The sequence below is a fragment of the Brevibacillus invocatus genome (genome assembly GCF_003710915.1).
Classification (GTDB): Bacteria; Bacillota; Bacilli; order Brevibacillales; family Brevibacillaceae; genus Brevibacillus; species Brevibacillus invocatus.
Genome location: NZ_RHHR01000022.1, coordinates 26,970 through 39,676, shown reverse-complemented (window position 1 = coordinate 39,676; position 12,707 = coordinate 26,970). Strand labels below are relative to the sequence as shown.

The 12,707-nt window shown below is 47.8% G+C and carries 14 protein-coding genes; all 14 read left to right on the top strand.

Annotation, left to right across the window (positions count from 1 at the left end; genetic code table 11):
- Positions 1-262 precede the first annotated feature (262 nt).
- The 14 genes from rnpA (at position 263) to EDM52_RS13625 (ending at position 12,707) form a co-directional block, all read left to right on the top strand.
- Positions 263-631 carry a ribonuclease P protein component gene (rnpA, locus tag EDM52_RS13690; protein WP_122909544.1) on the top strand — a complete coding sequence of 123 codons (369 nt, stop codon included), beginning with the start codon at positions 263-265 and terminating at the stop codon, positions 629-631.
- A 14-nt stretch (positions 632-645) separates the two neighbouring features.
- Positions 646-858, top strand: a complete 213-nt coding sequence (yidD, locus tag EDM52_RS13685) for a membrane protein insertion efficiency factor YidD (protein WP_276531912.1) — start codon at positions 646-648, stop codon at positions 856-858.
- 44 nt (positions 859-902) lie between these two features.
- Positions 903-1,670 (top strand): membrane protein insertase YidC, encoded by a 768-nt coding sequence (yidC, locus tag EDM52_RS13680; protein WP_122909542.1) that lies wholly within the window; start codon positions 903-905, stop codon positions 1,668-1,670.
- Positions 1,667-2,296 carry an RNA-binding cell elongation regulator Jag/EloR gene (gene jag, locus EDM52_RS13675; protein ID WP_122909541.1) on the top strand — a complete coding sequence of 210 codons (630 nt, stop codon included), beginning with the start codon at positions 1,667-1,669 and terminating at the stop codon, positions 2,294-2,296. Before yidC ends, jag begins: the two co-directional genes overlap by 4 nt.
- Before the next feature lie 497 nt (positions 2,297-2,793).
- A complete protein-coding gene (gene mnmE / locus EDM52_RS13670; protein WP_122909540.1) occupies positions 2,794-4,170 on the top strand; it encodes a tRNA uridine-5-carboxymethylaminomethyl(34) synthesis GTPase MnmE in 1,377 nt (458 codons plus the stop codon).
- A gap of 29 nt (positions 4,171-4,199) precedes the next feature.
- Positions 4,200-6,101 carry a tRNA uridine-5-carboxymethylaminomethyl(34) synthesis enzyme MnmG gene (gene mnmG / locus EDM52_RS13665; protein ID WP_122909539.1) on the top strand — a complete coding sequence of 634 codons (1,902 nt, stop codon included), beginning with the start codon at positions 4,200-4,202 and terminating at the stop codon, positions 6,099-6,101.
- A 12-nt stretch (positions 6,102-6,113) separates the two neighbouring features.
- Positions 6,114-6,830 carry a 16S rRNA (guanine(527)-N(7))-methyltransferase RsmG gene (gene rsmG, locus EDM52_RS13660; RefSeq protein ID WP_122909538.1) on the top strand — a complete coding sequence of 239 codons (717 nt, stop codon included), beginning with the start codon at positions 6,114-6,116 and terminating at the stop codon, positions 6,828-6,830.
- A gap of 269 nt (positions 6,831-7,099) precedes the next feature.
- A complete protein-coding gene (locus EDM52_RS13655) occupies positions 7,100-7,615 on the top strand; it encodes an MgtC/SapB family protein (RefSeq protein WP_122909537.1) in 516 nt (171 codons plus the stop codon).
- Between the two features lie 47 nt (positions 7,616-7,662).
- On the top strand, positions 7,663-7,965 hold the full coding sequence (locus tag EDM52_RS13650) for a hypothetical protein (protein WP_148038757.1): 303 nt from the start codon (positions 7,663-7,665) through the stop codon (positions 7,963-7,965).
- Between the two features lie 65 nt (positions 7,966-8,030).
- Positions 8,031-8,885, top strand: coding sequence for a nucleoid occlusion protein (gene noc / locus EDM52_RS13645; protein WP_122909535.1), 855 nt, complete (start codon positions 8,031-8,033; stop codon positions 8,883-8,885).
- A gap of 291 nt (positions 8,886-9,176) precedes the next feature.
- A complete protein-coding gene (locus EDM52_RS13640; RefSeq protein ID WP_122909546.1) occupies positions 9,177-9,935 on the top strand; it encodes a ParA family protein in 759 nt (252 codons plus the stop codon).
- A complete protein-coding gene (locus EDM52_RS13635; protein WP_122909534.1) occupies positions 9,932-10,783 on the top strand; it encodes a ParB/RepB/Spo0J family partition protein in 852 nt (283 codons plus the stop codon). Before EDM52_RS13640 ends, EDM52_RS13635 begins: the two co-directional genes overlap by 4 nt.
- A 9-nt stretch (positions 10,784-10,792) precedes the next feature.
- Positions 10,793-11,947, top strand: a complete 1,155-nt coding sequence (locus EDM52_RS13630; RefSeq protein ID WP_122909533.1) for an aminotransferase class V-fold PLP-dependent enzyme — start codon at positions 10,793-10,795, stop codon at positions 11,945-11,947.
- 46 nt (positions 11,948-11,993) lie between these two features.
- Positions 11,994-12,707 (top strand): DUF554 domain-containing protein, encoded by a 714-nt coding sequence (locus EDM52_RS13625; RefSeq protein WP_122909532.1) that lies wholly within the window; start codon positions 11,994-11,996, stop codon positions 12,705-12,707.

Below are 12,707 nucleotides of genomic sequence, written 5' to 3'. Positions count from 1 at the left end.
GATTAGCGGAAGATAGTATAAATAGAACAAAAAGACCTTCTATAGAAGCTTGGTGTTCGGCCAGAAACTGCCGGAATTAACAACCTCTAAATCGTGGTTGACCGTTTTGGATACGCCTCGGATAGAGGTTTTCTTATTGTCTTTTTCTAGGTTTTTCTGACAATCGATTATCTATCAGGGAAAAAAGTGGGCGAAACAAGGATATACTGGTAGATGCTGTTTGTTTTTTCTACTATAATTGTGATGTTAGGGGTTGTTTACCTTGCATCGTTCGCATCGGCTCAAAAAGAATGAGCACTTTCAGGCAGTGTTTCAACGAGGAACTTCCGCTGCCAATAAGCAATTTGTCTTGTATTCTGCCAAGCAGGAGGGACAAGCTGCCTTTCGCGTCGGAATTTCTGTAAGCAAAAAAATCGGCAACGCCGTTATCCGCAACAGGGTCAAGCGGTTCATTCGCGAGGCGGTGGCTCGATTGGAAGCATCCATTCCGCAGGGGCTGGATCTGGTAATCATCGCCCGACCAGGAGTGGAGCAGATGTCGCTTGAGACAATTGAGCAGTCACTTTTGCATGTAATGAAGCGAGCCAAAGTGATCAAACAAGCACCCGTACATAATGGAAAAAGAGGGTGAAGGCAGTGTCCAAAATGATGGTCTGGCTGATTCGGGGATACCAGAAGTTCATTTCTCCGCTGAAACCGCCTACATGCCGATTTGCCCCCACCTGTTCCTATTATGCGATCGAAGCAGTACGACGTTTTGGCGCGTTGAAAGGGGGATGGCTGGCATTACGCCGAATTTTGAAATGCCATCCGTTTCACCCCGGCGGGATCGATCTGGTTCCGGAAAAACGCGAATAATTACATTACATCTCTATTGAAGCGGGGAAAAGGAGGATCATCCCTTGAGTAGACGTACCCTCAGCATGTTGATGCTGGCCTTGCTTGTTTTGGTTTTGTCTGGGTGTAACCCGGCGACAGCTGAGCCAATCGGGCCAGATGCAACCGGGATCTGGGACAAGTATTTTGTATACCCCTTGTCCTGGTTGATCAAAGAGAGTGCCTTGATACTTGGCAACAATTACGGTTTGGGGATTTTGGTCGCTACGATTATCATCCGACTCATCGTGTTGCCGTTAATGATCAAGCAGCTTAAAAGCTCCAAGAAAATGCAGGAACTTCAACCGGAAATGCAAAAAATCCGTGAGAAGTACAAAAACGATCCGCAAAAAGCTCAGATGGAAACCATGGCTATTTTCCAACGGGAAGGCGTCAATCCGCTGGCCGGTTGTTTACCACTTCTGGTGCAAATGCCGATTCTGATCGCGTTCTATCATGCGATCATTCGAACACACGAAATTAATACCCAAACGTTCCTTTGGATGGAGCTGGGTGCCAAGGACCCGTTCTACATCCTTCCTGTTCTTGCAGCCGTTACGACGTATCTGCAATCCAAGATGATGGGACAAACAGTTCAGAGCAATCCACAAATGCAAATGATGATTGTGATCATGCCTCTGATGATCCTGGCTATTGGTGTTACGTTGCCGTCTGCACTTTCCCTGTACTGGGTGTACGGTAACCTGTTCACCATCGTTCAAACGTATTTCCTGTACCGTGATAAAGGCGATAAAAATCCAAAGCCAACTCCTAAGGGGGGAGCCTCCAAGTGAAAAAGGCGGTTGCTACGGCTAAAACGATAGAAGATGCTGTGCAGAAAGCTTTGCTAGAATTGGGTGTGCCTCGTGAAAAGGCAAGCGTTCGGGTGCTCGAGGAGCCAAGCCGAGGGTTGTTTGGACTGATCGGCGCCAAGGATGCCAAAGTAGAAGTGGAATTTCACTTTGACCCGGTTGTAGAGGGACGTAACTTTCTTCAGGATGTACTGACCAAAATGAAGGTAGATGCTCGGGTGGAGTCCCGTCCCAACGAAGAAGGCATGCTGTTTGACATCCAGGGGACCAATCTCGGAATTATTATTGGCCGCAGGGGACAAACTCTTGACTCACTGCAGTATCTTGTAAATGTCGTAGCTAACCGTCATGCGGACAAACATGTTCGTATCACGTTGGATGCTGAAAATTACCGGCTGCGCCGCAAGGAAACACTGGAGCAGCTGGCTGACCGGGTAGCGAAGAAGGCCATTTCCACCAAACAGAACGTTCGTTTGGAGCCCATGTCAGCTGCTGAACGCAAAGTGATTCACGCCTTTTTGCAAAAACGTCATGATGTGGTGACGTTTAGCGAAGGGGACGAACCCAATCGATATATCGTTATTGCCGCAAAAGGAGCCTCTCGCTAGGCTTCTTTTTTTTTTTTGAGTTTGAAACGAAACGTTAATGTGCGCCAAAGCGCAAAAGGAATAGCGAAAGATCGTAGAAGCGAAACTCGTGTCCTATGCGTAATACAGTTCCGTCAAAAGCTTTCCGCTAAAATGGGGTTGTCGGTTCGCTCGTCCTCAAGCATGAATCGATCGAGGTTTTCTTATGGAAATTCCTCATCGCAGGACAGAAATTTTTTGGTACAATGGGTTGGGGATATCTCCAATAGCCCTCTTAGGTGACAAAAAACTTGTCCACTGTGGATAAGTACTGCAAGGGTTGGCGGTACGAAAAAAGGATCATACTGTGGATAACCAATACGCTAGCAACCTTGGAAAATGAAGGTTGCTTATTGTTGTTGGCATGTGCTGGAAAGCGTTTGGGATTCAGTTTTCACTTGGAATTTTTAAGCTGGATCTGTTAAGCTAGTAAGTTAGTGGCTGACTCGTTTGGTCTGGAAAGCAAGAGGTGAGTAACAATGAAATTCGATACGATAGCGGCAGTTGCCACACCGATGGGTGAGGGAGGGATTGCCGTCATCCGGGTAAGTGGACCGGAAGCGATCGAAGTTGTGGATAATATATATCGAGGGAAACAGAAGTTGTCCACTGTGGACACGCATACGATTCACTACGGTTATCTGGTAGATCCACAGACAGGTGATCGGGTGGAAGAAGTGCTGGTTTCCGTCATGAAGGCACCGCGAACGTTTACGCGGGAGGATGTTGTTGAGGTCAACTGTCACGGAGGAATCGTATCGGTCGAGCGGGTGCTGGAGCTGATCCTGGATCACGGGGCCCGATTGGCGGAGCCGGGAGAGTTTACGAAGCGTGCATTTTTAAATGGACGTGTAGACTTGTCTCAGGCAGAGGCTGTAATCGATTTGATTCGTGCAAAGACTGATCGCGCATTGAAAGTAGCGCTCAACCAGGTGGAGGGAAAGCTGTCCCGTTTGATCCGACAGCTGAGGCAAAACCTGATTGAAGCGATGGCTCATATAGAAGTAACGCTCGATTATCCCGAGCACGATGTAGAGGAATTTACGCAAAATTTCCTGCGCGAGAAGTGCCTGGAGGTAAAAGCAGAGGTAGGGCGGCTGCTGCAGACAGCCAAGCAGGGAAAAATCCTGCGTGAGGGCCTGTCAACCGCTATTATCGGACGTCCCAACGTCGGGAAATCCTCTCTGTTAAACAGCCTGGTTCAGGAGGAGAAGGCGATTGTTACGGACGTAGCGGGAACGACGCGGGACGTGATTGAAGAGTACGTCAATGTACGTGGAGTACCGTTGCGTTTGATCGACACTGCTGGTATTCGCGATACAGAGGATGTCGTGGAGAAAATCGGTGTCGAAAAGTCCAGGCAGCTATTGAAAAAGGCTGATCTGGTGCTGCTCGTCGTCAACTACAACGAGAAGCTGGGGCCGGATGACTATGCGATTTTTGAAACGGCCAAAGGCTTTCAGGTCATTGTCATCGTAAATAAATTCGATCTTCCTCAGCAAATCGATCTGGAGGAGATCAAGCGTCATTTCCCTGACCAGCCGCTGATCATGACTTCCGCGCAGAAGGAGACGGGAATTGATTTATTGGAGCAGGCAATCGCCGATATTTTCTTCACAGGACGCGTACAGCAGGATGATTTGACCTATGTGAGCAACGCACGTCACATCAATCTGCTGCGTCAAGCGGAACGGGCGATGGACGATGCATTGACGGGAATCGATCAGTTGATGCCTGTCGATATGATTCAAATCGATATTAAAAAAGCGTGGGAGCTGTTAGGTGAAGTGATCGGCGAGAGCGTCGGCGAGGATCTCATTGACCAGATTTTCTCCCAGTTTTGTTTGGGTAAATAGGAAATAGAGGAACAAAGGAGGGTTTACAGATGAACGAAGTACCGACCTATGAAGCTGGCTCGTTTGACGTGATCGTGATCGGAGCGGGCCATGCGGGTAGTGAAGCCGCGCTGGCAGCTGCTCGGATGGGTTGCCAAACCTTGCTATTGACTATCAACCTCGATGCTGTTGCTTTCATGCCCTGCAATCCATCCGTAGGGGGACCTGCGAAAGGGCATGTGGTTCGTGAATTGGACGCTCTGGGTGGCGAGATGGCCCGGAATACGGATAAAACCCACATCCAAATGCGGCTGCTGAATACGGGAAAAGGGCCAGCTGTTCATGCTTTGCGCGCACAGGCTGACAAATTTGCGTACCAGCATGAAATGAAAAGAACGATCGAAAATACGCCGAATTTGCTTCTTCGTCAGGCGATGGTTGACGAATTGATCGTCAACGATGGCGTGTGTGAGGGCGTTTTGACACAGAATGGCGCGATTTATCGTGCTAAGGCAGTCGTACTGACGACAGGCACCTATTTGCGCGGGAAAATTATTCTGGGTGACCTGCAATACGAAAGCGGCCCGAACAACATGCGTCCATCTATCCGACTGGCGCATCACCTCAAGGAGCTCGGCTTTGAATTGAAGCGCTTCAAGACAGGTACACCACCGCGGGTTCACAAGCACAGTGTGGACTTCAGCAAAATGGAAATTCAGCCAGGTGATGAGGTTCCGCGCGCCTTTTCCTATGAAACGACTGAATTTAATACCGACCAGCTTCCTTGCTGGCTGACGTATACCAACGAGGAGACGCATGGACTGATCAACAGCAACCTGCATCGGGCACCGATGTATTCGGGAACGATCGAGGGAGCGGGAGCACGTTACTGCCCATCGATTGAGGATAAGGTAGTCCGTTTTAACGACAAGCCACGCCATCAGATTTTCCTTGAGCCAGAAGGACGGAATACGGAAGAAATGTATGTGCAAGGGCTGTCCACGAGTATGCCCGAAGATGTGCAGCTTTCGATGCTTCGCTCGATGGTTGGGATGGAGAATGCGAAAATGATGCGTCCAGGCTATGCCATTGAATACGATGCTGTCGATCCTACTCAACTGTGGCCTTCATTGGAAACAAAATTGCTGCCGGGCCTTTTTACAGCGGGACAAATCAATGGTACTTCCGGCTATGAAGAGGCTGCTGCCCAAGGCCTGATGGCTGGAATCAATGCCGCCAGAAAAGTACAGGAAAAACCTCCCGTTATTCTGGGGCGGGAACAGGCCTATATTGGCGTACTGATTGACGATCTGGTCACAAAAGGGACGTATGAACCTTATCGTCTGTTGACTTCGCGTGCTGAATATCGCCTGTTATTGCGCCACGATAATGCGGATCTGCGTCTGACTGATATTGGCCACGAGATCGGCTTGATCAGCGATGAGCGTTACCAGCGCTTTATCCAAAAACGTGATCTCATCGAACAGGAAAAGGAACGTGTGCTCAACACGCGTGTACGCCCGGATATGGCACATGTGCAAGAGGTTTTGCGCGAGGCGGGTTCCCCTGAGCTGACAGAAGTGATCGAACTGGCTCAGTTGTTGCGTCGCCCAGAGTTAAACTACCACCATATCGCTCAAATGGCACCTGCTCCAGTCGAGCTTTCTGAGGATGTCACGGAACAGGTAGAGATTCAAATCAAGTACGATGGATATATTCGCAAATCGCTGCAGCAGGTAGAGCGGATGAAAAAGATGGAGGAGCGGCGCATACCCGAAGATATCGATTATCACAAAATCTCCGGTATGGCGAAGGAATCTCGCGACAACATGAGTCGGATTCGTCCGTTGAATATTGGGCAGGCGGCACGTATCTCCGGAGTCAATCCTGCTGATATTTCTGTTTTGATGATTTATCTGGAACAGTACAATCGCGTAGGAGCGGCTGAGTAAGGAGAGTAGCGGATGACAAGAGAAGAGTTTGCCAAGGCTTTATATGCAAAAGGAATTGAACTGTCTGCCCAGCAGATGGAGCAATTCGATCTCTATTTTCGCCTGGTGGTGGAATGGAACGAAAAGATGAATTTGACTGGGATTACAGAAGAGGGGCAGGTCTACAACAAGCATTTCTACGACTCGATAACACCTGCTTTCTACTTTCCCTTTGACCAGGTCGAATCGGCGGTAGATATCGGAGGAGGTGCTGGCTTTCCCAGCATCCCTTTGAAAATTTGTTTTCCTCATTTGAAAATGACGATTATCGATTCATTGAACAAACGGATGAGCTTTTTGCAGCATGTTGCAAATGAGTGCGGACTGGAGCATGTATATCCGGTGCACGGCCGTGCCGAGGATCGCGGACAGGAACCTGCATTTCGGGAAGCCTTCCAATTGGTTGTGGCGCGTGCAGTTGCCCGTTTGAATTTGTTGTCTGAGTTCTGTTTGCCTTTTGCTCAAGTCGGGGGCCATTTTATTGCTTTAAAAGGCTCTGAGATCACACCTGAGTTGAACGAAGCCAAAAAGGCGATTAAAACACTGGGCGGCAAAACACGCAAAGTGGAATCGTTTCATCTCATGGAGGATGCAGGGGAGCGGAACATCGTCATTATGGAAAAGGTGGAGCACACGCCGAAAAATTATCCTCGTAAAGCTGGAATACCTGCTAAGAAACCAATCATTTAATGAGAGAGAGCCGCGCCTACGCGGCTTTTTTCTACGTGTAAGAAAGTTTAATTGCATGACAAGGTGCCTCAGCGTCTGCAGTCTGCATCTAGCATTATTTCGGTAAAACATTCCGCTAAAACGCGGTCGCTCCTCCCTGAATAGGCCTCGATAGAGGTTTTCTTATGGGAAGGTCGCATCGTTCAGGTGGTGCATAGCCTCACTACTCCACGCATATACATATAGATAACTTTTCCGTGGTTTCGAACAACATGAGGAGATGATTCTATATGTTTGCGACGATTGTGGCATTTTTTCCAGCGGAGCTTCCAGAGATATTGCTTCGTCTAATACTGGCTTTTTTAGCTGGTGCCGTGATGGGGTGGGAAAGGGAGCGTTTTATCAAGGATGTCAATCGTCAAAGAGGAGCGGGATTTCGCACGTATAGCCTGGTTTGCTTTGGTTCCTGTCTGTTTGGACTAGCTTCTATCTACGGTTTTTCTTCCAATGGAGTAAATCATGATCCGGGACGTGTAGCTGCACAGGTCGTGACAGGTATGGGCTTTCTGGGTGCAGGTGCGATTATTAAGTCCAATGGATCGGTAAAGGGCCTCACCACAGCAGCAGGAATGTGGGTGGCTTCTGCGATCGGATTGATGTTCAGCGCCGGTATGTATGTATCGGCGACTGTAGCTTCATTGTTTGCTTATTTGATCCTGGATCTGCACAAGCTGTTTCCTAAACTTTTTCATGCGTCCAAGCATCCGCAAGAAGAGGACAGTTTGGAGGAAGAAGGTGACAACTAAGCATTTTTGTAAAGAGTATCTTCAGGTAAATGTCATGGATGTTTCACGTGAAACAATTTTGTCAGCAGGAATTGGACGAATATTGCAGAATTACAAATAGAAAAGAAATCGCAATGAACTTCGGGATCAACAAAACATCCGAATCTTTATTTTTTCTCAGGGCTTTTACCGTAATTCCAGCTGAAGCGTCAGGACAAACGTTTCATTCGCTTGGAATGGGAGAAAAAACTGCTTTTGAGAAGTGTAATAAAACTGACTTTCTTGCAGGAATGAAAGGGGAATGTCTACAGCTTACACCTGCGAAGGATTGTAGACACTACTGGGTGACGATGTCCCAAAGTCTAGGCTGATGTGAAGGACAACCCTGATCACGAAGGAAAAGCGGACGGAACGGTTAGAAGTGGGGGATTTTGGTATGGCAGTAAGAGATTCATTTTCTCGTATATTTGGCTTGGGCGAGAAAACAGACAACGAAGAAATTAGTCAGATACCCGTAGAGGATATTGTTCCCAATCCATACCAGCCGCGGACGGTATTTGATGACGAAAAAATTGATGAGCTGTGTCAGACGATTCGTACACATGGATTAATTCAACCGATCGTGGTTCGGGTCAGAGATGGTCGATATGAATTGATTGCCGGAGAGCGGCGTTTGCGAGCGACCAAAAAATTAGGGATGGAGCGAATTCCTGCGATCGTAAAGGAATTTAACGATGCCCAGACAGCATCGATTGCGCTCATCGAAAACCTGCAAAGAGAGGGCTTGACTGCCATTGAAGAGGCGGTAGCTTATCAAAAGTTGATTGATCTGCACAATTTGACACAGGAGAGTCTTGCTCAACGTTTGGGAAAAGGTCAATCGACTGTAGCAAACAAGCTGCGACTATTGAATTTGCCTCAACCGATTCAGGATTCGTTGATGGCTCGTCAGCTAACGGAGCGTCATGCACGTGCTTTGATTCCATTGAAGGATGAAACCTTGCAGCTAAAGGTGATGCAAGAGATTCTCGAACGGGAATGGAATGTAAAGCAGACAGAGGTAAGAGTCAAGCAGCTGCTGGAAGCGGATGATAAACCCAAAAAGGAGAAGGATTCACGACCGAAATGGAAAGCTTTCTCCCGAGATGCACGCATTGCAATAAATACGGTTCGACAGTCGATCGATATGGTCATGCAGACGGGGCTTCCAGTACACACAGATGAGGAGGATCATGAAGAATTTTATCAATTCACGATCCGAATACCGAAGAGTAAGGAAGCTGGCAAATAGAAGATTCGAAAAGCAATTCTTTTGTGGATAGACGGTGGCGAAAAAGCCGCCTTTCTTTTTGGCAGTATCGGAAAAAATCCCTAATCATTCAGGGAACTTCATTCTATCTATCGTTCGCAAGGCTTATTCTTTGCACATCCAGCAAAAAACAGAGTACGGCAGGGTAGTAAATCTGGTAACATGAAAAGTACACGGTGAAAAAGGAAATAGGAGTAGAGCTATTCGGTTTACATGCGAGTGGAAAGAGAGGCTCGGCTTCCTTTCCTACACGAAAAAAATGAGGTGGAGAAGTTGGGTAAAATCATTGCGGTAGCGAATCAGAAAGGCGGCGTCGGGAAGACAACTACGTCCGTTAATCTCAGCGCTTGTCTGGCCGCATTGGGGAAAAAAGTACTCATGGTAGATATTGACCCACAAGGAAACGCCACTAGTGGTATTGGTGTGAATAAAGCCGATGTGCGGTACTGTATCTACGATGTCCTGATCAACGACATCAGCCCCGTTGATGCCACTTTGCCTACTGAAATTGAGGGTTTAATGATCATTCCGGCCACAATTCAATTGGCAGGTGCAGAGATTGAGCTTGTTCCAACCATTTCACGCGAAGTACGTTTGAAAAAAGCGCTGGAGGTTGTGAAAGACAAATACGACTACGTGATCATTGATTGTCCGCCTTCACTGGGGATTTTAACGGTTAATTCACTAACAGCTGCTGATTCCGTGCTGATTCCGATCCAATGCGAGTATTATGCGCTGGAGGGTCTTAGCCAATTGCTCAATACGATTCGACTCGTTCAAAAGCATCTCAATTCACAATTGGCTATCGAGGGCGTTGTTCTGACCATGCTGGATGCGCGTACCAACCTTGGGATTCAGGTCATTGAAGAAGTGAAGAAGTATTTCCAGGAAAAAGTATACAAAACCATTATCCCGCGGAATGTTCGTTTGAGTGAGGCGCCATCACATGGACAAGCCATTATTACGTATGATCCACGTTCTAGAGGTGCGGAGGTCTATTCAGACTTGGCGAAGGAAGTGGTAGGGGTATGACAAGAGGTTTGGGAAAAGGGCTGAATGCGCTTATAACCTCCAACCTCATCGAGGAAGGAGAGCAAGTAAAAGAGGTTCCAATCAGTGAAATTCGTCCGAACCCGTACCAGCCCCGTAAGGAATTTGAGCCGGCTGCCATTGAAGAGTTAGCACAGTCGATTACGGAGCATGGCATCGTACAGCCTTTGATTGTTCGGAAAAGTATCAAGGGCTATGATCTGGTTGCGGGTGAACGACGATTGCGTGCGGCGAAATCCATTGGGTTAAAAAATGTGCCGGTTATCGTAAAATCGTATTCCGATCAACAGCTGATGGAGATCGCGTTGATCGAAAATTTGCAAAGAGAAAATTTGAATCCATTGGAAGAAGCTGAAGCGTATGGGAAGCTGATTTCTCATCATGAGTACACGCAGGAGCAACTGGCCAAAAAGGTGGGGAAAAGCAGACCTCATGTAGCCAATATGCTTCGTCTTTTGCAGCTTCCAGAAAAAATCCGACATCTGCTTTCTACATCCGCTATCACGATGGGACATGCCCGAGCGCTGCTGACGGTAGAGAAAGAACAGGTGCAGCTCCAATTGGCGAAAGACGTGATCGACAAGGGTCTAAACGTACGCCAATTGGAAGAAATGGTGAAGCAGCTTACTGTTTCACGTGAAACAAAAAAGAAAAAGCCGTCGAAAAACGAGCCTGTATTGATCGAAATGGAAGAGAAGCTGCGCAGCCGGTTTGGGACTTCCGTAAAGATCAAAAAAGGGACAAAGCGGGGGAAGATCGAAATCGATTTTTACTCGCCCGAAGATTTGCAACGGATTTTAGATATCCTGGTTATAGAAAAAGGAGTCTAGGAGGTAGCTATGGCGATCATTTATTTGGATAACGCAGCCTCGACTTGGCCGAAGCCGCCTGGTGTCAAAGAAAAGATGGCAGAAGTCATCGAAGACTTTGCAGCCAATCCTGGCCGGGGAGGACATGCCCTGGCGATGAAAGCGAGCAAAACGGTATTTCGTACACGGGTGCAGTTATCGCGGTTGTTTGGGATTCAAAACCCGAATAACCTCTTTTTTTATCTCAATGCAACTCAGGCGCTGAATCAAGCCATAAAAGGCTTTTTGAAAGAGGGAGATCACGTCATCTCCTCATCCGTCGAGCACAATTCTGTTCGCCGTCCACTTGAGTACATGAGTAAAACCAAACAGGTAGAAGTGACTTATGTGGAACCTAGAGGCGATCAGCTGTTTCATCGGGAGGATTTCGTGCAGGCCATCCGTCCCAATACGCGTCTGGTGGCGATCAGCCATGCCTCCAATCTGACCGGCGTGATTTTACCTGTTGCGGAGCTGGGTGAAATGGCCAAGCAGCACGGAATTACGTTTTTAGTAGATGCTTCCCAAACGGCTGGTGTTTTGCCGATTCATGTAGAAGAAATGAAAATCGATATGCTTGCTTTTCCAGGTCATAAAGGACTGTATGGACCACAGGGCACTGGCGGACTGTATGTTCACGGCGATATTGATCTTGAGCCCTTGATTCACGGGGGGACAGGCAGTCAGTCAGAGGCGATCGAACAACCGACGACACGTCCGGACCGCTACGAGAGTGGAACGGTAAATACAGTTGGATTGGCTGGATTGCTGGAAGGTGTCTCGTACGTCATGGAAAAAGGCGTAGAGGACATTGGCCAGCATGAATGGGAGCTTGTCAAAAAAACAATCGTGGGCTTGGGAAAAGTAGCAGGCGTTACGGTTTACGGGCCAGGATCGGAAACGAAGCGGGTCGGTGTCGTATCGTTTAACATTCAAGGTGTCGATGCTTCAGAGGTATCGTTTATCCTGGATCAGCAGTATGGCATCGCTACGCGTGCAGGCTATCATTGCACGCCGCTCGGACATCAGACGGCAGGTACGGAACAAACGGGTGCAGTGCGGGCCAGCTATGGCATTTTTAATACGGAAAAAGACGTAGAAATCCTCATTGAAGCCGTTAGCGAAATCGCAGCTGCATTTCGCTAGATAGAAGGTTAATAGATAGAGAGAGGCACTATTAGGGGGAAATCTTGTGATCTTGTTGGGAACCCTGGTCAATGCTGTAGCAATCATAGCAGGCGCCTTGTTGGGACGTTTGTTGACTCGCATACCAGAATCTATTCGGCAAACCGTCATGCAAGGTATTGGACTAGCGGTGATCGTATTGGGCATCAAAATGGCTTTGGGGACGGATAATATTCTACTGTTGATCGTCAGTATCGTGGTAGGAGCCATCATGGGGGAATGGATCAGAATCGATCACGGTTTGAATCAAATGGGCAAATGGCTGGAGCGTAAAGTAGGTGGAAATAAAGAGGGGAGCATTGCTACCGGATTTGTGACCGCAACGCTTGTCTATTGCATTGGTGCTATGGGAGTATTGGGCGCATTGGATAGCGGATTGCGCAACAATCACGACATCCTGTACACCAAAGCATTGTTGGATGGATTTTCGGCTATATTGTTTACCTCTACATTGGGAATAGGCGTGCTGTTTTCAGCCATTCCGGTTTTTGTGTATCAGGGATTGATTGCTCTATTGTCCACACAAATAAACAATCTGGTCAGTCAGGAGATGCTGGATGCGATCTTGCTTGAAGTAACGGCTGTTGGTGGCCTGATGATCATCGCCATTGGTATTAACATTTTGGAGCTGAAAAAAATTCAGGTGGCCAATATGCTGCCTGCTCTCGTCATTGCCGCATTGGGTGTGCCGTTTGCTGCATGGCTATCTACCGTTCTCTGA